At 73.6% G+C, this 19662-nt stretch carries 18 protein-coding genes; 9 read left to right on the forward strand and 9 right to left on the reverse strand.

Annotated elements, in window-relative coordinates; genetic code table 11:
• Window positions 1-143 precede the first annotated feature (143 nt).
• Complete coding sequence (locus Saso_RS10190) at window positions 144-1100, forward strand: GlxA family transcriptional regulator (protein ID WP_189918757.1); 957 nt, start codon at window positions 144-146, stop codon at window positions 1098-1100.
• A 183-nt stretch (window positions 1101-1283) separates the two neighbouring features.
• Complete coding sequence (gap, locus tag Saso_RS10195) at window positions 1284-2282, forward strand: type I glyceraldehyde-3-phosphate dehydrogenase (RefSeq protein ID WP_189918759.1); 999 nt, start codon at window positions 1284-1286, stop codon at window positions 2280-2282.
• A 280-nt stretch (window positions 2283-2562) separates the two neighbouring features.
• On the opposite strand, the gene Saso_RS10200 is transcribed toward gap, so the two are convergent.
• The 3 genes from Saso_RS10200 to Saso_RS10210 form a co-directional block, all read right to left on the reverse strand.
• Window positions 2563-3102 carry a hypothetical protein gene (locus tag Saso_RS10200; protein ID WP_189918761.1) on the reverse strand — a complete coding sequence of 180 codons (540 nt, stop codon included), beginning with the start codon at window positions 3100-3102 and terminating at the stop codon, window positions 2563-2565.
• Window positions 3099-4208, reverse strand: coding sequence for a helix-turn-helix domain-containing protein (locus Saso_RS10205; protein ID WP_203833516.1), 1110 nt, complete (start codon window positions 4206-4208; stop codon window positions 3099-3101). The genes Saso_RS10200 and Saso_RS10205 overlap by 4 nt, the downstream gene beginning before the upstream one ends.
• 180 nt (window positions 4209-4388) lie before the next feature.
• Window positions 4389-4541 carry a hypothetical protein gene (locus Saso_RS10210; RefSeq protein ID WP_189918765.1) on the reverse strand — a complete coding sequence of 51 codons (153 nt, stop codon included), beginning with the start codon at window positions 4539-4541 and terminating at the stop codon, window positions 4389-4391.
• Window positions 4542-5035: 494 nt separating this feature from the next.
• Between Saso_RS10210 and Saso_RS10215 the strand changes: the two genes are divergently transcribed.
• Window positions 5036-5662, forward strand: coding sequence for a hypothetical protein (locus tag Saso_RS10215; RefSeq protein ID WP_229901101.1), 627 nt, complete (start codon window positions 5036-5038; stop codon window positions 5660-5662).
• Window positions 5663-5767: 105 nt separating this feature from the next.
• Window positions 5768-6394, forward strand: a complete 627-nt coding sequence (locus Saso_RS10220; RefSeq protein ID WP_189918767.1) for a chloramphenicol phosphotransferase CPT family protein — start codon at window positions 5768-5770, stop codon at window positions 6392-6394.
• On the opposite strand, the gene Saso_RS10225 is transcribed toward Saso_RS10220, so the two are convergent.
• Window positions 6315-7220: a helix-turn-helix transcriptional regulator gene (locus Saso_RS10225; protein ID WP_372442417.1), complete on the reverse strand. Its 906-nt coding sequence runs from the start codon at window positions 7218-7220 to the stop codon at window positions 6315-6317. The genes Saso_RS10220 and Saso_RS10225 overlap by 80 nt on opposite strands.
• A 114-nt stretch (window positions 7221-7334) precedes the next feature.
• Between Saso_RS10225 and Saso_RS10230 the strand changes: the two genes are divergently transcribed.
• Window positions 7335-8033 carry an SDR family NAD(P)-dependent oxidoreductase gene (locus Saso_RS10230; RefSeq protein WP_189918771.1) on the forward strand — a complete coding sequence of 233 codons (699 nt, stop codon included), beginning with the start codon at window positions 7335-7337 and terminating at the stop codon, window positions 8031-8033.
• 28 nt (window positions 8034-8061) lie between these two features.
• On the opposite strand, the gene Saso_RS10235 is transcribed toward Saso_RS10230, so the two are convergent.
• The 5 genes from Saso_RS10235 to Saso_RS10255 all read right to left on the reverse strand — a co-directional run bounded on the left by Saso_RS10235 (window position 8062) and on the right by Saso_RS10255 (window position 14010).
• Entirely contained in the window at window positions 8062-9108 is a 1047-nt protein-coding gene (locus tag Saso_RS10235; RefSeq protein WP_189918773.1) for an LLM class flavin-dependent oxidoreductase, read from the reverse strand.
• Between the two features lie 38 nt (window positions 9109-9146).
• Window positions 9147-10586, reverse strand: a complete 1440-nt coding sequence (locus tag Saso_RS10240; protein ID WP_189918775.1) for an MFS transporter — start codon at window positions 10584-10586, stop codon at window positions 9147-9149.
• Window positions 10586-13354, reverse strand: a complete 2769-nt coding sequence (gene lanKC, locus Saso_RS10245) for a class III lanthionine synthetase LanKC (RefSeq protein WP_189918777.1) — start codon at window positions 13352-13354, stop codon at window positions 10586-10588. Before lanKC ends, Saso_RS10240 begins: the two co-directional genes overlap by 1 nt.
• A 144-nt stretch (window positions 13355-13498) precedes the next feature.
• On the reverse strand, window positions 13499-13699 hold the full coding sequence (locus Saso_RS10250; RefSeq protein ID WP_189918779.1) for a hypothetical protein: 201 nt from the start codon (window positions 13697-13699) through the stop codon (window positions 13499-13501).
• Between the two features lie 98 nt (window positions 13700-13797).
• The gene (locus tag Saso_RS10255) at window positions 13798-14010 is read right to left on the reverse strand and encodes a hypothetical protein (protein WP_189918781.1); all 213 of its coding nucleotides are present in this window, start codon (window positions 14008-14010) and stop codon (window positions 13798-13800) included.
• Between the two features lie 264 nt (window positions 14011-14274).
• On the opposite strand from Saso_RS10255, the gene Saso_RS10260 reads away from it, so the two are divergent.
• The 4 genes from Saso_RS10260 (at window position 14275) to Saso_RS10275 (ending at window position 19631) form a co-directional block, all read left to right on the forward strand.
• Window positions 14275-15408 (forward strand): radical SAM protein, encoded by a 1134-nt coding sequence (locus Saso_RS10260; protein WP_307822217.1) that lies wholly within the window; start codon window positions 14275-14277, stop codon window positions 15406-15408.
• Complete coding sequence (locus Saso_RS10265; RefSeq protein ID WP_229901102.1) at window positions 15405-16145, forward strand: iron-containing redox enzyme family protein; 741 nt, start codon at window positions 15405-15407, stop codon at window positions 16143-16145. Before Saso_RS10260 ends, Saso_RS10265 begins: the two co-directional genes overlap by 4 nt.
• A 13-nt stretch (window positions 16146-16158) precedes the next feature.
• The gene (locus tag Saso_RS10270) at window positions 16159-16404 is read left to right on the forward strand and encodes an aroma-sacti cluster domain-containing protein (protein ID WP_229901103.1); all 246 of its coding nucleotides are present in this window, start codon (window positions 16159-16161) and stop codon (window positions 16402-16404) included.
• A gap of 107 nt (window positions 16405-16511) precedes the next feature.
• The gene (locus Saso_RS10275; protein WP_189918783.1) at window positions 16512-19631 is read left to right on the forward strand and encodes an adenylate/guanylate cyclase domain-containing protein; all 3120 of its coding nucleotides are present in this window, start codon (window positions 16512-16514) and stop codon (window positions 19629-19631) included.
• The last annotated feature ends 31 nt before the right edge of the window (window positions 19632-19662 follow it).

Consider the following 19662-nt stretch of genomic DNA (forward strand, 5'->3'; position numbering starts at 1 on the left):
GGGCGTCCCCGACCCGCGCGGCACGGCTTCCGGCGCCGCGAGCCGGGGCAGCACCGGGGCCGCGGGTGCCGGACCGGTGGGCGCCGGACGGGCGGGCGCCGTGCGTCGCCGGGCCCGGGGGACGCGCCCCGTACCCTTTTCGGGTGTCGTCCTCTCGTCTGCAACGCGTCGCCGTCCTCGTGCTCGAAGGGGCCAAACCGCTCGACGTGGGCATCCCGGCACAGGTGTTCACGACCCGCGCGAGCATGCCGTACGAGGTGCGGGTGTGCGGGGCGGCCCCCGGGCTGGTGACGGGCGGCGACGGGCTGTCGTACCACGTCGCCCACGGCCTGGAGGCCCTCGACCGGGCGGACGTCGTCTTCCTCCCCGGCTACCGCACGCCGGACCGGGAGGACCCGCCGGAAGCGGTCCTGCGGGCGCTGCTGGCCGCCCACGCCCGCGGAGCGCGGCTCGCGGCCATCTCGACGGGCGCCTTCGCGCTCGCCGCCACCGGCCTGCTCGACGGCAGGCGCGCCACGACCCACTGGCACTACACCCGGGCGCTCGCGGCGAAGCACCCGCTCGTCCAGGTCGACGAGAACGTCCTCTTCGTCGACGAGGGCAGCGTGCTGACGTCGGCCGGCGCCGCCTCCGGCATCGACCTGTGCCTGCACATCCTGCGCCGCGACCTCGGCGTGGCCGCGTCGAACCACGCGGCCCGGCGCCTGGTCGCCGCCCCCTACCGCAGCGGCGGCCAGGCGCAGTACGTGCCGCGCAGCGTGCCCGAGCCGCTGGGGGAGAGGTTCGCCGCCACCCGCGAATGGGCGCTGCACCGGCTGGACGAGCCCCTGACCCTGGAGGCGCTGGCCCGGCACGCGGCGGTCTCGGACCGTACCTTCTCGCGGCGGTTCGTCGAGGACACCGGGTACACACCGATGCAGTGGGTCATGCGCGCGCGGATCGACCTGGCCCGCGAACTGCTCGAACGCTCCGAGCGCAGCGTCGAGCAGATCGCGAACGACGTCGGACTCGGCACGGGCGCGAATCTGCGCACCCACTTCCAGCAGATCCTCGGCACCACCCCGAGCGAGTACCGCCGCACCTTCACGAAGGGCGAGTGACCGGGGGAGGGGAGAGGGCGAGCAGGGCGCGTGCGGCGACTACGCCGGGTACGGCGGGTACGGCGACTACGGCGGGTTCGCGGGGTATGGCGAGATCCTTTCGAACCATGGCGCTCGCGCCTACGGCGCGGCCGCCCGCCGCACGCGAGGCTGGTGGCGAACCGCAGGGAAGGGACCCCACTCATGACTCGCATCGCCGTCAACGGATTCGGCCGCATCGGACGCAACGTGCTGCGCGCGCTCCTGGAGCGCGACAGCGACCTCGAGATCGTCGCCGTCAACGACCTCACGGACCCCGCCGCCCTCGCCCGGCTGCTCGCCTTCGACTCCACGTCCGGCCGGCTGGGCCGCCCGGTCAGCGTCGAAGGCGACGTCCTCGTGGTCGACGGCCGGCGGATCAAGGTGCTCGCCGAGCGCGAGCCGGCCCGCCTGCCCTGGGCCGAGCTCGAGGTCGACCTGGTGCTGGAGGCGACCGGCCGGTTCACCTCGGCCAAGGCCGCCCGCGCCCACCTCGACGCGGGCGCCCGCAAGGTGCTGGTCAGCGCGCCCTCCGACGGCGCCGACGTCACGCTCGCCTACGGCGTCAACACCGACGCGTACGACCCCGAACTGCACACGATCGTCTCCAACGCCTCCTGCACGACCAACGCGCTCGCCCCGCTGGCGGCCGTCCTGGACGACCTGGCCGGGATCGAGCACGGCTTCATGACGACGGTGCACGCCTACACGCAGGAGCAGAACCTCCAGGACGGCCCGCACCGCGACCCGCGCCGCGCCCGTGCCGCGGGCGTCAACATCGTGCCGACCACGACGGGCGCCGCGAAGGCGATCGGTCACGTGCTGCCGAACCTCGACGGCAAGCTGTCCGGCGACTCGATCCGGGTGCCGGTGCCGGTGGGCTCGATCGTCGAGCTCAACACCACCGTCGCCCGCGACGTGACGCGCGAGGACGTGCTGGCGGCCTACCGCGCCGCGGCCGAGGGGCCGCTCGCCGGTGTCCTCGAGTACTCGGAGGACCCGCTGGTCTCGTCCGACATCACGGGCAACCCGGCGTCGTCCATCTTCGACTCCGCCCTCACCCGGGTCGACGGCCGGCACATCAAGGTGGTGGCCTGGTACGACAACGAGTGGGGCTTCTCCCACCGCGTGATCGACACCCTGGAACTGCTCGCCGCGGGCTGACCACCCGCCGCACCGCGCCCACCCTCCGTCCACCTGGCCCTCCGTCCACCGGACCCTCCGTCCACGGGACGCTCTGTCCACCGGGCGATCGACGCCCGGGCGGGCAGGGGTCGGGGGCGGGGGGCCGCCTCGCGAACCGGCGCGCCCGTACGGCGTGCAATCGGCGTCTGCCTTTGGGGGATCCACGACAAGGAGAGCCGTCCCGTGCGGGCGGCGCCCGTCGGTCGCGGCCTCCTCAGGCCCCTTGCCGCCGGGCCGGCTCCGGTTCGCGGCGCGGTCGTCAGGCGGCGTGGCGGGCTGTGGGCGGAGGGTGCAGGCGCCGTGCGGCCTGGCGGCGGGCCGACGTCGCCGACAGGACCAGGTAGCGGATCTTGCTGGCGTCCAGGCCCATGACGGCGGCGGCACGGGCGCTGGTGTAGCCGAGCTTGCAGTGCAGGACGAGCGCGTCGTACTGGTGCGGGGGGCAGGTCTCGAGCGCGGGCAGGGCGGGGGCGGCCATCTGCACCCGGGTGCGCAGTTGTGTCCAGGCCCTGCCCTGGGGGTCGGGGCTGCTGATGATGTCGAGCCAGCCGACGGCGAGTTCGCCGAGCAGGCGGCGTACCAGGCGATGGGCCTGGACGTCGGGCAGGTGGGCACGGGCGTAGTCGAGGTAGCTGCTGCGGTTGAGGGCGCAGAACGCCTCGAAGGCGGGGGGCAGTGCCGCGGTGAGGTCGGTCGGCTCCCGGGGCAGTCCGCTGTGCGGGCGGGGGCGCGGGAGTCGCGTCGCCGTGGCGCGGGTGGGTGCGGTGGGACGGTATGTGGTGGAGGTGGAGGTGGTCATCCGGTCACCTTGGTTGCGGGGTCGGCGGTGCGGGGCGGCGGGCCGCTGAGGGCGGCGCAGGCGGCGTTCCACAGGGGCCGCAGCGGCTGGGCTTCGGCGTGGAGTGCGTGGGCGAGTTCCTCGACGTCCTCCCAGGAGGGGAGGGCCGTGCCGTCGAGCATTCCGGTGATGGTGTGCTCGGTCAGGCGGGTGCTCAGGCCGATCTGGTCGGTGTGGGGCCGGGCGGCGGCCAGGTGCAGTCCGCGCAGGGCGGCGGGAAGGCTCTGGCGTTGGCTCGGGATCCGGCCGCGGGCGGCCGCCCACAAGGGCTGGACCTCTGCCGGGTCTCCGCCGCAGGCGAGGGTGAGCCGGCGGGCGACCTTCCAGGACGGGCAGCGTTCGCCGTTCAGGACACGCGACACGTAGGAGGCGGACACCTCGACGTCGGTGGCGAGTTCGCGACGGGACTTGCCGCTCGCGTAGTGCAGTTGGGCCAGGGCCCGTGTGAGTACGGCGGCCGGGCCGTGGGTGTGCCGGTCGGGAGCTCTGGCACGGGATGTCGTCATCTCTCCACCGCCGTCGGGTGTGCGGCGGTGGGCCGGCAGCCGCGTCGCCGGAGTCGTCTGCGGCACGGGGGAGGGCGCGGGCGTGGCCTGGCGTGGCAGGCGGACCCGGGTCCTGGTGCGCAGGGGGCGGCTCTCCTTCCGGCGGCGCACGGCTTCGGTGGAGTACTTGCGGGTGAGCTGTTCCGAGGGCAGCCCCAGGCACTGGGCGATGTCGGCGTTCCTCTGCCGGTCGTCGCGGGCCTGCTGGATCAGTGCGGCTTTGAGGTCCTCGAGGTCGGCCTCGGCCACCCGCATCAGGCTCAGCGCCGCCAGGGGCTGGCGTGTGTGGGCCAACTGCAACAGGCGCGTGATGACTTGGGCCAGCTCGTCGGCGACCTGGCCGGTGAAGGCCTGGTGGGCGAGGGCGTCCGGGGTGAGGGACTTCTCGCGGGCCTTGCGGTAGGCGCGGCCGCAGGCGTCGCTGCAATACGCGCGGGGCCGGCCGGACCCGATGGTGCGGCCGATGGGCTTGCCGCACGCCGGGTTGAGGCAGTAGGCGGGGCCTGGGTCTTTCGGTGTCATGACAGGGGGCATCCCTTCCGCGAAGTGCCGCCGGAAACAGGCCGGTGCGTAAATGGAGAGATTCGGCAGATCCCGACACGGCGTGGCGCCGGCCGTGCGGGTCCGGGTGGATGAATCCTCCGTGCACCCGGTGCCTGCCGCCCGGCAGCCTGCTGCTGCCGGGCGACGGACACCTGCTTGTCAGGCGGTGCGTAGCCGCCGGTAGCGCAGGTGCGAGCGACGTGTCGCGGCCAGCAGCATGCAGACCGCCGCTGCGGCGAGGTCGTACGCCTCGGGCCGCAGGACCAGCACGATGCCGAGGACGGGGGCCGCGATGAACGCCCCTACCTGCATGGTGACTTCCCTGTCACGCAGATCGCGAGTTTCAACCGCGGCTTGCTGCGGGATGTTACGGTCGAACCGCTTCGGCCGAGCCGGATCCAGTGACCGGCCGAAGAGAGAAGTGGGGTCAGGGGGCATATCAACTCCTTGATCTAGAAGAAGAGTTGAGTCGAGCCCCGGTTTGGTATCCCGCCGTCGCCGGGGCTCACTCGCGCGTTGAGGGGAACGTACATGCTCACTCAAACAAACGCATAGCACTACCGTACGTAAATGACATCGCTGCGGTATCCGACACCGGTGCACGTGCAAGACGGTCAGCTTCGAACGCCATGCGGTCGGAAACGGTCCCCATAGCCCGCCGGGTGGCTCAACTTCCTCGCCCGGAGCAGCCATCTTCGTAAGGCACACCCCCCTCGGCCACCTCGCACGCAACCACCGTCCCGACGCATCCGCACTGACCGCCGCCGCCCCGAGCACCCCCGCGTGGCTGGGGCATGATCTCTGCTGTGCATGAGAACGAGAAGGCGCACCGCAGCACGCCGTACGCGCTCACCGAGACGGGGCACGCCCCTGTGTGGGGCGTCTGCGCCGAAGCGGAGGAGACTGCCGGGGAGATGCTTCGTCGGGGAGGTGGCGAGGTGATCCGTCTGTATGTGGCCGCTTGTGCCGAGCGGATGGCGCCCCTGTTCGTGGGCCTGCGGGCGGGCGAGGCGGGGCGCGAGGCCGACCTGGACCTCTACGCGGAGTCCGTGCGCGATCTCTGGTATGTCGACCGGCCCTTGGCCGACGCAGCCGAGCGCGTGAGCCTGCTGGAGCAGTTTTCTGAGCTCCGGCCGGACGAGGAGGGGATCACCGAGGTCGGCGACACCTACGCCTTCTTCGCTGTCCTGTGCCTACGGCATGCCTTGTCGGCCCATGGGTCGGGAAGCGTCGACGACGCGCTGTCCTGCGGCCATGCGGCGCTCACCGCGATGGGGATGCTTGACCGGAACGTGGCAGGTGCCGGCTTTCTCGCCGACGAACAGCGGCTCCAGTCGTTGTCTCTGAGCGGCGACGCCTCCGGTCTGTGGGACGCGAGCGTCGCCGTGGGGCGGGAAAGGTTCCGCGCTGTGCTGGACCGGCTGCCGCGTTAGACATGCTTCCTGATCGTTGCCGGTGAGTTGTGCCGCACCCCGCCCGCTGCCGTGCGAGCACATCGCAGCCGAACAGGCGCCACGACGGCATGTGACCATGCTGATATGACATCTGGCCGGATCATCTTCCTCAACGGCACCTCCAGCTCGGGGAAGTCGAGCATCGCGCGCGAGCTGCTGGACATCCTGGACGACGGTGTCTTCTTCCACCTGGCAGTCGACGCCTTCAACGCGATGCGCAGCAAGCGGGAGCTGGGGGCCGCGGAGCTCGACGCCGCGCTGCGGCGCACCCGGATGGGCTTCCACCGCTCGATCGCGGCGATGGCCGAGGCGGGCAACGACGTCGTGGTCGACCATGTGCTGAGCGAGCCGTGGCGGCTGCTCGACTGTCTGACGGTGCTGCGGCCCGAGGATGTCCTGTTCGTAGGCGTCCGCTGTCCGCGCGAGGAACTGACCCGCCGAGAGTCGGCTCGGGGCGACCGTCCGCCAGGCCTCGCGGCGCACCAGTACGACCTGGTTCACCGCCATGGCGACTACGACCTGGAGTGCGACACCAGCACGGCGAGTCCACGCGAATGCGCTGAGCAGATCAAGGAGTTCCTCCCGCGCCGCCCCAGCCCCACCGCCTTCACCCGCCTCCGTCGGCGCTGTCTCACGGACGGCGGGCAACCGCCGAACGACGGCCGGCCGCACTCGGTGAGCACGGCAGGAGCTCGACCGGACCCAGGGTGAGCTGGAGTTTGGTCTCGTCCTCGCTGCCGGGTGCGGCGGTCATGATGACGATCTTGAGCTCGGAGTCGCCGTCGGTCAGGACGTCGCAGTCGACCATGACCGGGCCCACCGACGGGTGGTGAATCGTCTTGTGGTCCTCGCGGTGTGCGGTGACCCCTCCCGTCGCCCACAGCTCGGCGAACCTCTCGTTGCCCGCGTTCAGTTCACGGATCAGCGTGGTCAAGCGGCCGTCCTGAGGGAAACGGCCGGTGGCGCGGCGCAGGTCGGAGACGACGGCGGCGTCGGTGCCGTCGCGGTCCGCCTCGGTCACCGGCCACAGCGCGAGGCGGGCGGGGCCGGCGTCCACCGGGAACCTGTCGCGGGCGAAGTTGCGCAGCGGTGCCGGCGAGGCGGCCGGGTCGCCCAGCAGGGCCGCCCACCCGCGGTTCCACCACACCAGTCGCCAGTCCGCCGCGAACACGGCGACCGCCACGTCCGCGAGGCGGGCGAGCACCCGCTGCATGCCGGGCGGAAGACGGTCGGAGATCGTCCCGCCCACCGGCGGCAGGAGCCGGGCCAGCCGGTACAGGTGGTCCCGCTCGGCGGTGGACAGCTGGAGGGCACGCGCAAGGGACCCCACCACAGGCGCCGACGGTGTCGTGGCCCGCCCCTGCTCCAGACGCACGACGTAGTCGACCGACACCCCGGCGAGGTCCGCCAGCTCTTCGCGCCGCAGTCCGGTGGCCCGGCGCCCGCGGGCGACCGGCAGCCCGGCGGCCGACGGGGGCAGCCGCTCCCGCCACGTGCGGATCATCGCGCCCAGACCGGTTCCAGGGGTCGTCGACATGGTCTCCATCCTCCCGCATCCCCGGTCGTGCGCCGGCTCGCGAAGGTGGTACCGGTCGTCCTACCGTCGGGGCGTCCCTGGCCCGCCTCCCGCGGCGAGGCGAGGATCGAACGCATGACGATCACCTTCATCACCGGAGCCAACAAGGGGCTCGGCCGTGAGACCGCCCGCCGCCTGATCGAGCACGGCCACACCGTGCTGGTCGGCGCCCGCGACCGTGAGCGGGGCGAGGAGACCGCCGCCGCCCTCGGCGCACGCCACGTCCCCATCGACGTGACCGACGACGCCTCCGTGGCCGCCGCGGCCGCGAACGTCGCCGCACGCGAGGGCAGGATCGACGTCCTGATCAACAACGCCGGTGTGCACGGTCCCGTCGGCGACCCCGGTGACCTCACCGCCGCCGACGCCTTCGCCGTCCTCGACGTCAATGTCCTCGGTGTCGTCCGCACCACCACCGCGTTCCTGCCGCTGCTGCGCCGCTCGGCGGACCCTGTCGTCATCAACGTCAGCAGCGGCATGGGCTCCCTCGCCCTCACCCACGACCCCGACCGGCCCGAGTCGCACGTCGTAGCGCCGCTGTACACCTCCTCGAAGGCGGCGCTGACGATGCTGACCACGCAGTACGCCAAGGGACTCGACGGCATCCGCGTCAACGCCGCCGACCCCGGCTACACCGCCACCGACCTCAACGGTCACAGCGGCCCCCAGACCGTCACCGAGGGAACGGACGCGATCGTCGCCCTCGCCACCGAGGAGCCCGGTGCCGGCACCGGGCGTTTCGTCTCCCGCCACGGAGAGATCGCCTGGTCCTGAAACCGGCCGTGCCGGACCGGTCCTCGTCTCAGGAGACCGCGGGACGGACCTGTGGGCCGTGGAGCCCGGGCCCGTCGGGCCGTGCGGGAGGTGTCCAGGCGGCGGCTGTCAGGCGCAGGGTGCGTTCGCGGCCGGCGGCGGTGATGTCGTACGGGACGAGCATGATCTCGTCGGCGCCCAGCGTGGCGGCCAGCCGCCGCAGGCCCGCGGCGACGGTGGCCGGGCCGCCGCGCACGAGCTGGAGGTCCTCCAGCATCCTGCCGATCAGGTACCGCTCCCGTGGTGCGGGCAGGGAGACGTCCGGGGACGTCGCCGTGTGCTTCTGGCGGAACCGTGCGGCGACGGTGTCGTGGGCGAGGCGCTCGGCCTCGTCGTCGGACTCCGCGCACTGCACGTTGACGGACGCGACGACGTACGGACTCGCGCCCAGCGGGCCGGGGGAGAAGGCCGACCGGTAGCGGTCCAGGGCCGCGGGGCGCGACTTGGGTCCGAGATGGGCGCCGTAGGCGAAGGGCAGCCCGCGCGCGGCGGCGGTGCGGGCGCCGTTCTCCGAGGTACCGAGGACGAACACGTCCGGTGGCACCGGCAGTGCCGGGGAGAGCTCCAGGTCCTGGAAGGCGTGCTCGGCCGGCCAGCGGCCGTGGAGGAAGCCGACGAGTTCGTCGAGGAGCTGCGGGAACTGCGCGCGAGCCTGCGGCGGACGGCGCAGGGCCCGGTCGAGGAGGGTGCTGCTGTCCGTGCCGCCGGTCGCGCGGCCGACGCCCAGGTCGATCCGGTCGTCGTGCAGCGACTGAAGCACGGCGAACTGCTCCGCGACGGTGAGCGGCGCGTGGTTGGTCAGCATCACCCCGCCGGAACCGACCCGGATGCGGCGGGTCACCGCCGCGATGTGCGAGATCAGCACGGCCGGTGAACTGCCCGCACATCGAGGGGAGTTGTGATGCTCTGCCACCCAGAAGCGGTGGTAGCCGCAGGCGTCGGCGGCCACCGCCGTGCGCACGACGTCGTGCAAGGCCTGCCGGGCGGTGCCGCCGGGCGCGACCAGCGCCACGTCCAGCACGGACAGCGAAACCATGGAACCTCCCTGGAGGGGTCGGGCGGCGCTCGTGGTGGTCAGGCCGCGGCCGTTTCCGGGCTCGGCGCGGCCGGTGGCGACGGCATCATCAGGGCGACGACCGCGAGCACGGCGAAGGCCAGGGCGAACACGGCGGCGGTGCCCGACAGCGACAGGTACGCCAGCAGCAGGCCCGCCGTCAGAGGGCCGAGCGGCTGGAGGATCTCCGTGATGAACCCCAGGGCCGTCGTGGTGCGGCCGTAGATGTTCTCCGGCACCGTCGTGGCCAGAATGGTCCCGAACACGGCGCCGTTGACCGGAGTGAGCAGGCACAGCGCGGAGTATCCGGCGGCGAACGCGATGCCGCTCCCGGTGTACCAGGCGAGGGCGAGCATGACGCCGGCGAGCGCGGGACCGGCCGCCATGACGGTCTGCATGCGCAGTCTGCGCTGCACGAAGGGGGCGATCAGCGACCCGGTCAGTCCGGTCACCGCCGCCGCGCTCATCGCGAGACCCACCGCCGCGGCGCCGTTGTGCTCCCGCCCGATGCCCAGCAGCAGGGCGTAGGCGAGGGCCTGGAACGCGAAGTTGTCGCCCGCGGCCAGCCCGGCGAGCGTGCGCAGGAAGGGGTCGCGGACGACATGGCGCAGCCCCGCGGTCAGCCTGGGCAGGAAGCGCTCGCGCGGCGCGGCCTTCGTCCCGCCGTCCGACACCGTCCCCCGCGCACCTCCGCCTGTTTCCGCCTCTGCCTCTGCCGCTGCCTCGGTCGCTCCGTCGCCTGCCTCCGCCTCCGCCTTCGCCTCCTGCGACCCGTCCTGCGTCCCGCCCTGCCCCGGTGCCCCGTCCGCGTGGCTGTCGGGCCGGGCGGCCTGAGCGGCCCCGGTCCGGCGCAGGGGCCGGTACAGGGCCAGTACGCACAGCGCGGACACCGCGTAGGTGACGGCGTCGATGGCGAACGGCAGCCACATCGAAGCCGCGATGAGCACACCGGCCACGGCCGGGGCGACGATCCCGGCGGCGTAGGCCCGCGCCTGGTTAAGGGAGATGGCGGTGCCCAGCTGCGAGGCGGGCACGACCCGGCGGACGGTGGCGTTCTGACTCGGCCGGAACAGCTCCACCCCCACCTGCGCCACGACCACCGTGATCACGGCGAGCGCGATCGGCAGCCGGTCCAGGTACGTCCACACGGCGACGGTGGCGACCGTGACCAGGCGGGCCAGGTCGGCGACGAGCATCAGGAGCCGGTGACTGTAGTGATCGGTGAGGTACCCGGCCGGCATCCGCAGCACCATCGCCGTCACCAGCACGGCGGTGCCGATGGTGCTGGTGGCCGACGTCGAGTACCCGCTGCTCAGCAGGGCGAGCGGCAGCACCAGCGCGGTCATGGACGTACCGAAGTCGGACAGCGCCTGCCCCACCCACAGGAGCCGGAACTCGCGGTTGGCCCGCAGCGGTACCGGGGCGGCGGCCGCTCGTGAGGCGGCCGTGGTCGCCTTCATCACGCACCGGTCCGGCCCGCGGCGGCGGGCAGCAGGTCGTCCAGCAGGAAGTTGCCGTTGGTGCGGCCGCCGGGGCGGGCCGTGCGCAGGCGGTCCAGGAACAGCGCCACCCCGGCCGACCCGCTCGCGAGGTCGCAGCTCTCCCGCACGGTCTGTTCACCGGGGAAGACGATGCCCTCCGGTCGCTCTATCGCCATGCACAGAACGGACTCGGCCACCCGCTCCGCCTCCGCCAGCAACTCGGCGTCGCCGAGGAACTCGTAGGCGTCGAGCAGGACGTTGCCCAGTCCGCTCGTCCCGTGGAACAGCTGCGGGAACACCGTGTACTTGCGGCGGACGTCGGGCAGCAGCGCGGCGATCCGCTCGCGCAGCACGGGATCGCCGGTGACGTGGTGGTAGCGCAGCAGGGTGGTGAGGACACCGGCCGTGCCGTGGTCCCAGTAGTGCCGTACGACCATGACGGGTCTGTCGTCCGTGGACACCGTCGCGGGGAACGACAGCCGGCCTCCGGCTCCGGCGACCACCTGGGACAGGTCGAAGTCGAGTGCGGCCCGGCCCAGTTCCAGCGACGCCGCATCCCCGGTGGCGCAGTGCAGGGCGAGCAGGAACAGGGCGATGCCGGCGGCGCCGTCCGCGTAGCCGATCGGGGTCGGCCGGCCCGCGTCGGGCCAGTGGGCCAGGCCGTCCTCGCGGTGCGCCGTGCGGGTCAGGTGAGCGCCGACGGCGACGGCGCGGTCGAGGAACTCCGTGAGCCCCGCATCGAGCCACAGCCGCAGGCACGCCATGCCGTAGCCGGCCGCGCCGGTCAGTACACCGGGCTCGGACAGGGCCTGCGGGTGGCCGTGCGCGTCGTGGAGTGTCCGTACGGCGATGTCCAGGTGGCCGAGGGCCGACTGCGCCCAGGCCACGCCCGCCGCGCCGAAGTACAGGCCGGCCGGCATCACGTCGTGCCCGGTGGAGTGCCGCAGAGCCCAGGCGTGCAGCTCGTCGGGCACCGTGCCCCGCAGCCGGTGCAGCACGTACAGCGGGCCGTACGCCCCGTGGGCGAGCGAGAGCGGATTGGTCCGGAACACCGTGACGTCGGCGGGGAACAACCGGTCCTGACGGTCGAGGTCGGCGGTTGCGGTCCAGAAGTCGGCGACACCCTCGAGCGTGGCCTCCACCCGCTTGTGCAGCTCGGCGCGCGCCGGCGCGTCCGTCACCGGGGGCAGACCCAGCGGGGGCGGCTGTCGCCAGGCGTCCGCGAGGGGCAGCGCCTCGATCCGCCGGCGCAGGTCGGCGGGGTCGGGCAGGTCGGCGTCCTCGTCGTACAGGTCGGTGATCAACCGGGTGAGTTCCGCCGGGAGTTCGAGGTCGGCGGCCGCCAGGGCCAGCAGTCTGCGCGGCATCGTCGGGTCGATGAAGTCGGTCTGGTGGCAGAGCAGGACGCAGCCCAGGATCAGACCGCCGAGGGCGTAGTGATCGGTGCGCCGGTCGCCCTGCGCGGCGAGCCTCGCGCGACGGGTCACCATGCCGGGGGTGTAGAGCCGGGCCCCGCGCGCCGGGCCTGCGGGGGCGTCCTCGTGGAAGGCGGACTCCATGTCGATGATCACGGCCCGGTCGTCCCCGGTGACCATGACGTTGGTCAGCGACAGATCGCCCATCACGATGCCGCGTTCGTGGCACACGGCGATGGCGTCGGCCACCTGGAGCCACAGGGTGCGGAACCGCTCGTAGTAGTCGGTCAGGCGCTCGGCGCTCAGATCGAGGTTGTAGACGGGGTTCTCGACGATGCCGAGGTGCCCGAGATGGGTGCCCTCGATGAACTCCTCGACGAGGAACGAATGTTCCCAGTCGGTGAAGAACGCGATCGGGCGGACGAACAGGCCCGTGTCGGCGAGTTCCGTGAGGATGTCGTACTCGTGCCGCAGCAGCCGGACGGCGTCCGTTCCCTCCGGTCCGATCTGCACGCCGGGCCGGGCCTCACGGACGACCACGTCCGCGCCCGTCTCGTTGTCGATGCCGCGGTAGATGCCGCCGCGGTTGCAGAACTTCATCGCGCTCACGACGGTGAAGCGCCCGTCGGCGAGGGTGATGCCGGTGTCACCGCCCGCGGACCCGGTCGTCGCCCCGGGCGCGGCGTCGGCCCGTTGCGGGGCCGCGGGCTGCTCCGGGGCGGATTCCCCGGTGAAGGGATCCGTCACCCAGGCCGGGAGATGGAAGTACGGGTGCCGGATGTCCACGACCGGCTCGCCGTCCGGGGTGCGGATCAGCAGTTCCTTCATCCCGGAGGGCCGCATCCGGGAGATCGACACGAAACCACCGTAGCGGTAGTGGACCACCCGCGATCCGGGATAGCGCCGGTCGGAGAGGATGTGCGGGCCGTCGAAGCCGGCCAGGGCCTCGGTCAGCGCGTCGCCGACCGCCCGGAACTCCCGCTCGTCGGCCGGATACACGGTGATGAACTTCCCGCTCGAACCCCTGGGGAAGGACTTGCCGTTGGACTCCAGCATCGCCGCCGGGTCCATCAGGAACTTGAAGTGCACGCCGGCGTCACGCAGCAGCGGCAGCACGGCGCGCAGGGTGGCGGCGCAGGTCGCGGAGGTGGCCGACACATGCAGCTTCCACCCCTGGGCGACGGCCGGCACCTGCGGCGGCGAGGCCAGCAGCCAGTAGCCCCGGCGCCACAGCGGCCAGGAGGCGGGCATCACCGCCCGGTACTCGCGCAAGTGCTCTCCGCCGGGCGCGCGGCGCTCGAAGTCCTCGAACCAGCGCGGGTGGTTTGTCATATAGGTCTGGATGATTTCCCACTCGAGCTGCATTCCGCCCATCCCCTCTGCCGAGACCGGAAGTTGATGACGCGCCGTCCGGACGGGCCGGGGAACCGCTGTCCCCGGCCCGGCGGAACGCCGCGATCGCGCGAACGCCAGCTGTCAGAAACAGCTGATGTTGTGGCAGGAGCCCCCGCTTCCGGCGGGGTCGCTGATGATGGAGGCCTCCCTCTCGGGGTTGAGCTTCTGCAGACCCAGAACGGCGTCCTGGCCGGCCGCCAGGTGTGCCTCCACGTCGCCGTCGGCCTGTGCGGCGTCCCCGGGCTCGACGGGCTCGGTGTCGGGACGGATCTCCTCGGACATGGCGTCACTCCTCACATCGACTGGTACGGGGTGTACGGCGTTGCCGCGGTTCTCCGGCCGCAGGGCTCCCTGGACGCCCGGCGCCGGTCATCGGCCCTCTAGAAGCAGCTGATGTTGTGGCAGGAGCCCCCGCTTCCCGCGGGGTCGCTGATGATGGAGGCCTCCTTCTCCGGGTCGAGCCGCTGAAGTTGCAGGACGGCGTCGGCGAGCGAGTGGGCGGCCACCTCGGCCGCGCGGGCCACCTCGGCGGCCTTCTCGACCTTGGTGGAGTCGTCCTCGCCCTGCACGGGTACCTGCTCCGCTTCCGCCATGGGATCTCCCTCCCTCGTGAGCATGAGGCCGGTCCGGCCCATCCCGGTCCGGCTGGCCCCAGACGGTAGGAACCCCCGCCACAAGAGCGGTTGACGGACGGTGAACACGCAGCTCCGGCCCCCTGTGGAGGGATGCCGAGGAGCCCCTCCGGGTGTGCGCCGACCGCCGCCGTTCCGCACCACGCAGGCCTGACCTGCACATATACCGTTTTCGAACCGCTTCGCAGCCACGGGTTCGACACTCGGGCCGGTGAAGGACGACCTGTGCCGGACCACGGCCTCACCGAGAAGGGGGCGGCCATGCGGCTGGCCGAGCTGATGGCGCTGCGCCAGAGGATCGCGGCGGGCGTCCTGGTCTCGCTCACCGAGCGCTGCCCGCTGAGCTGCGCCCACTGCTCCACGGCCGCCACCCGCCTCGGCCGCGACCTCGACGAGGCGGCGCTGCTCGGCTTCCTGCGGACCTTCACGTCCGCGGACCGCCCGGACGTGCTGATGCTGACCGGCGGCGAGCCCCTGCTGCGGCCCGGCCTGGTGATCGAAGCGGCCACCGCCGCCCGCTCGCGCGGCACCCGCACGGCGGTGCTCTCCGGCGCGTTCTTCGCCGACGGCGGCCCGCTGCCGTCCACCGTGCGGGAAGTCGCCCGCGCCGTCGACCACTTCTCGCTCAGCCTCGACGCGTTCCACGAGCGCTACGTCCCGCGCCGGAACGTGTTCGACGTGCTCGACGCACTGCTCGGCACCGGCGTCCACGTCAGCCTGCACCTCCTCGCGGACGGCCCGGCGGACCCCTACCCCGACGAGGTCGGCGCGCAGGTCCGGCGCCGCTTCGGAACCGACGTACCGATGCTCGTCGGGCAGGTGCGCCCGGTGGGCCGCGGCGGCACGCTGCGCCCGCGCCCCCGCCCGCCGGCCGGCCCCGACCCGTGGGCGGCCGCCCCCTGCGACATGGCCGCCTGGCCGGTCGTCACCACCGACGGCGCCGTCACTGCCTGCTGCAACCAGGACGTCGCCGACCGCCGGGTGCGCCCCGGCCACCTCGGCCTCGGCGACATCCGTACGACGACCTGGCAGACCGTGCGCGAGCGGGCGCGGGCCCGCCCGATGCTGCGGATGATCCGCACGGTGGGCCCCGTGCACATCGCCACCCGCGCCGGCCTTCCCGCCGACGGCTACTGCGCCACCTGCCACCGGCTCGACGGTTCGGACGCGGCACGGGAGTGGACCGACCGCGCGGGCACCGGCCCGGCCGGCGAGCTGCTCCAGTCGGCCGCGGTGCACAGGGGCGAGGCGGGGGGCCCCGCGGCGCTCGTGGCCCGCCACGGCCCCGCGCGCCACGCGCACCTGGTCGACCCGGGCCAGGGCCCGGCCGTCCGCCCCCGGCAGGAGCACACGCCGTGACGACGCCGTCCGGCCCCCTCGCCGCCGCACCGGGCGTGTGCCACACCCGGGCACCTCTCGGAGCGGAACTGCGCACCGTCCTCGCGCTGGTGGCCCCCGTCCTGCACCACAGCGCCGCCCGGCTGTGGCAGCCGCAGGACCTGCGGGCACGCTATCTGCGCTATCTCGTCACGATGCACACGGTCATCCGGGCCTCCGTACCGTTGATGGAACGGGCCCGGGCCGCCTGCCGCGACGCGCCCGCCACCGACCCGGCGGCCGGGCCGCTGTACCGCTACCTGACGGCGCACATCCCGCGCGAACGCCACCACGACACCTGGCTGCTGCGGGACATGGAGGCCGCCGGGCTCCACCCCGGTCACGAACTCGCCCGGCCCCCCTCACCGGAGGTCGCCCGGCTGGTCGGCGCCCAGTACTACTGGATCGACCACTTCCACCCGCTGAGCCTGCTCGGCTATGTGGCGGTACTCGAACTCAACGCTCCCGCACCGTCGTTGATCCCCCTGCTGGCCGCCCGCACGGGTCTGCCCCCGGCCGCCTTCGACACCCTGCGCCTGCATGCGGAGATCGACGACGGCCACAGTACGGCGGTGCTGGGAGCCCTCGACGAGAGCGCGCCGGCGCCACAGGTGCGGGCGGCGGTCAGGCTGAGCGCACTGCACACCGTGACGGCGCTCGCCGACGTACTGAACTCCCTGGCCGACCTGACGGACCGCACCGGTGGTCCCGCGGAATGAGAGGAGCCCTGACATGACAGCGGACAGCGGTGGGGAAAGCGCCGTCGACGGCGCGGGGGAGCACGACACCGGATCCGTCCTGCGGGCCCTGGAACAAGCAGGCTTCCCCGTGCGGGCGTTCACCGGCGAACAGCGTGCCGTCTTCGCCGGGCTCACCCCGCAGGAGCTCGCACTGATCCTCGACCTGAAGACGCGGCTCGACGCCGTGGAGCCGGAAGTGCAGGCGCACACCGTCGTCGCGGGCGCGGCCCTGTTCTGAGCGGCCCGCACGAGCGGCCGGGCACCACGGGCCGCACGAGGGGCCGGCGGCGCACGACCGGCCGTACCCGCGACGACGTCCGACGGCGAACAGCGAGGGGACCGCTCATGCAGCAACGCAAGGTCATCACCGCGCTCTTCTGCGATCTGGTCGGGTCCACCGAGCTGTCCGGGACGCTGGAGCCGGAGACGCTGCGCTCCGTGGTGCTGCGCTACTTCGACGCGATGCGCGGCGGGATCGAGTCGCACGGGGGGACGGTGGAGAAGTTCATCGGGGACGCCGTGATGGCCGTGTTCGGCGTGCCGCACGTCCACGAGGACGACGCGCACCGGGCCGCCTCGGCGGCCCTGGAGATGATCGCCGCCCTGGACGGGCTCAACACCGAGCTGGACCGGGACTTCGGCAGCACCCTCGCGGTCCGCATCGGCCTGAACAGCGGGGAGGCCGTCACCTCGCAGGACCTGGAGAACGACGGCACGGTCGTCTCGGGCGAGGTGGTCAACGTCGCCGCCCGGCTCGAGCAGGCGGCGCAGCCCGGACACATCCTCATCGGCCCCGCGACCCGCACGCTCCTGGGCCCCGCGGCGGTCGTCGAAGCCGTCGGCCCCCTCACCCTCAAGGGCAAGCGCGACCCCGTCGACGCGTTCCGGCTGCTCCGCCTCACAGCCCAGGACGGGCCCCCGGGTGCGGCGCGGCCCGCTGCCGACCTCGTCGCACGGACGCGGGAGTATGACCGGCTGGCGACGGCGTGGAGGCGGGCTTCGCGCGACGGCACCGGCCGTCTGATCCGGCTCACCGGAGACGCCGGCATCGGCAAGACGCGCCTGCTGCGGGAATGGCTCGCGGCCCGGTCCGCCGAGGGCTCCCTCGTCGGCACCGGCCGCTGCCACTCCTACCGCGACGAGGCCAGCCTGGCCCCGCTGGCGGCCGCGATCAGGGAGGTGCTGGACACCGCGACCGCCGGAACGGCACCGGCGGCCGTACGCTCCGGGGCACCGCAGGGCCCCGCCCCGGCCCGGCCGTGGGACGGCGCCGCCTACGAGGTGCTGCGCGGCGGACTGCTCGCGGACGGCACGCCGAGCCCGTCCGCCGAGGCGACCTGGGCGGCCGCCGCGGCGGTGCTGCGCGGCCTGACCGCCGTGGGACCGGTCGCGCTCGTCCTGGACGAGCTCCAGTGGGCCCGACCTCAACTCCTCGAAGGCATAGTCCGGTTGACCGAGGTTCTGGCCAAATCACCCGTCCTGCTGATCTGCTCGCAGCGCCCTGGCGAGGACGAGCGGCCGACCACCGCCGACGAGATCCGTCTGCGCCCGCTGTCCCGGGCCGACTCGCTGCGCCTGGCCCGGGCCCTCGCCGGCGCCGGCCCCGACGACGGCGTACTGCACACGGTCGTGGAGCGCGCCGAGGGCAACCCGCTGCACCTGGAACAGCTGCTGACCATGGTCGAGGACGGGGCCGACCCGGGCGGGCTGCCCGTGACCGTCACCGCCGTCCTCGCGGCCCGCATCGACGTCCTGCCGCAGCCGCAGCGAACGGTGCTCGACGCGGGCGCGGTGATCGGCCGCCGGTTCACCGTCGAGGAGGTCCGCCGGCTCCTCGACGACCCGCCCGCGGAGACCGCCCTCCCGGAGCACACGCCCGTGACGGGCGCGGTGCACGAACTGGTACGACGCGGCCTCGTCGAACCGGCTCCCGGGGCCCCGGCGACGTACCGCTTCAGCTCCGGGCTGTTGCGCGACGTCACCTACCGGTGCCTGAGCAAGAGCCGGCGGGCCGCCTGGCACGAGCGACTGGCGACCCGCCCAGGCACCGCGCCCGCCCTGGCCTCGCACCACCTGGAAGCGGCCTACGTGCTCCGGCGCGACCTCGGGCTGCGGGGTGAACACGTCGAGGGCCTGCGGGGCCGGGCCGCCGACGCACTCAGCCGGGCCGGCCGGCACGCGCTCGCCCGCGCCGACCTGTCCTGGTCGGCGGAGCTGCACGCCCGTTCCCTGGCCCACTGCGCCCCCGGCGAGGCGCGGTGGCGCCATGCCGCGCAGGGACTGGGAGAGACCTGGCTGGCACTCGGCCGGACCGGCGAGGGCGGGGACCTGCTCACCCAGGTGCGTGACGCGGCGGCCACGGCCGAGGACCGGCTCTCCGGCGCCCACGCCGGCCTGCAACTGGCCTCCCTGTATCCCGACGCCTCGCCGACGGCGGCCGCCGACGCCGCACGCGCCGCACTCGCGGTGTTCGGGGAGTTCGACGACCGGCTGGGCCTGGCACGCGCCCATGTCCGGCTCGCGCAGGAGCAGCAGTACGCCGGGCGGCATCGCGCCGCGAGCGATCTGCTGGCCGTCGCGCTGGGCCACGCACTGGCCGCCGACGCCGCGCCGGAGCGGGCGATGGCGCTCGGCGCGCTCGGCATCTCCCTGTGGCACGGACCCACCCCGGCCGGCGAAGCGATCGAGCGCTGCCGGGCCCTGCTCGCCGAGCACGGCCCCGGCAACCCCGTCGTGGTGGTCGCGCTGAACTATCCGCTGGCGAATCTGCTCGCCCTGTGCGGCCGGACCGGCGAGGCGCGTGGCTGCCTGACGGACGCGGAGCGGTTCGCCGTCGGGCTCGGCTACGCGGAAGTGGCCGCGTTCGGGCCGCTGTTCGCCGCCGGGGTGGAGGTCCTCGCGGGATCGACGGCGCAGGCGGAGCGGTTGTTGCGGCAGGCCGTGGAGACGTTCCGCACGGTGGGCGGTCCGCAGCTGCACGCGGCCGCCTGCCGGGACCTCGCACGGGTGCTCCTGGCCCGCGGCCTGCCCTGGCCCGCGGCGCCGGACGACATCCGTGACGTCACCCCGGGCCCCGAGCCCGCCGGTGCGGGCCGGCCGGGCGAGGCCGTCCCGGCGCCGGCCATGGCGCTGCCCCCGGCGGACGCTGCCGACGACTTCGGGGTGCGTGCCCTGGCCGCCGCCGCGGCCGGGAACGCCCCAGACGCGCTGCGGCTGGCCCGCCGCGCGGTGGCGGCGGCGGACACCACGGACTCACCGATCGGACGCGCCACCGCCCGGCTCGACATGGCGCAGGTCCTGTACACGACGGGCCGTCCGCAGGCCGCCGTCCGCAGCGCCGACCGGGCGGCCCTGCTGTTCCGGGCCAAGGGCCATGCCGTGGGAGCGACGGCCGCGGCACACCTGGCCGCCCGGGCGGCCGAGTCGATCCCGGACCGTACCGAGGCGAGCGGAGACGGCCGGTGACGAATGCGCTGAGCTGGGGACTGGGGGACCG

Origin of the sequence: Streptomyces asoensis (assembly GCF_016860545.1) — a bacterium.
Classification (GTDB): domain Bacteria; phylum Actinomycetota; class Actinomycetes; order Streptomycetales; family Streptomycetaceae; genus Streptomyces; species Streptomyces asoensis.

What these genes read in the sequence shown, in the direction of transcription:
- gap (WP_189918759.1), top strand. Translation starts at nt 1,284, where the DNA reads ATGACTCGCATCGCCGTCAACGGATTCGGCCGCATCGGACGCAACGTG.
- Saso_RS10200 (WP_189918761.1), bottom strand. Translation starts at nt 3,102, where the DNA reads ATGACCACCTCCACCTCCACCACATACCGTCCCACCGCACCCACCCGC.
- Saso_RS10205 (WP_203833516.1), bottom strand. Translation starts at nt 4,208, where the DNA reads ATGACACCGAAAGACCCAGGCCCCGCCTACTGCCTCAACCCGGCGTGC.
- Saso_RS10210 (WP_189918765.1), bottom strand. Translation starts at nt 4,541, where the DNA reads ATGCAGGTAGGGGCGTTCATCGCGGCCCCCGTCCTCGGCATCGTGCTG.
- Saso_RS10220 (WP_189918767.1), top strand. Translation starts at nt 5,768, where the DNA reads ATGACATCTGGCCGGATCATCTTCCTCAACGGCACCTCCAGCTCGGGG.
- Saso_RS10225 (WP_372442417.1), bottom strand. Translation starts at nt 7,220, where the DNA reads ATGTCGACGACCCCTGGAACCGGTCTGGGCGCGATGATCCGCACGTGG.
- Saso_RS10230 (WP_189918771.1), top strand. Translation starts at nt 7,335, where the DNA reads ATGACGATCACCTTCATCACCGGAGCCAACAAGGGGCTCGGCCGTGAG.
- Saso_RS10235 (WP_189918773.1), bottom strand. Translation starts at nt 9,108, where the DNA reads ATGGTTTCGCTGTCCGTGCTGGACGTGGCGCTGGTCGCGCCCGGCGGC.
- Saso_RS10240 (WP_189918775.1), bottom strand. Translation starts at nt 10,586, where the DNA reads ATGAAGGCGACCACGGCCGCCTCACGAGCGGCCGCCGCCCCGGTACCG.
- lanKC (WP_189918777.1), bottom strand. Translation starts at nt 13,354, where the DNA reads ATGACAAACCACCCGCGCTGGTTCGAGGACTTCGAGCGCCGCGCGCCC.
- Saso_RS10250 (WP_189918779.1), bottom strand. Translation starts at nt 13,699, where the DNA reads ATGTCCGAGGAGATCCGTCCCGACACCGAGCCCGTCGAGCCCGGGGAC.
- Saso_RS10255 (WP_189918781.1), bottom strand. Translation starts at nt 14,010, where the DNA reads ATGGCGGAAGCGGAGCAGGTACCCGTGCAGGGCGAGGACGACTCCACC.
- Saso_RS10270 (WP_229901103.1), top strand. Translation starts at nt 16,159, where the DNA reads ATGACAGCGGACAGCGGTGGGGAAAGCGCCGTCGACGGCGCGGGGGAG.
- Saso_RS10275 (WP_189918783.1), top strand. Translation starts at nt 16,512, where the DNA reads ATGCAGCAACGCAAGGTCATCACCGCGCTCTTCTGCGATCTGGTCGGG.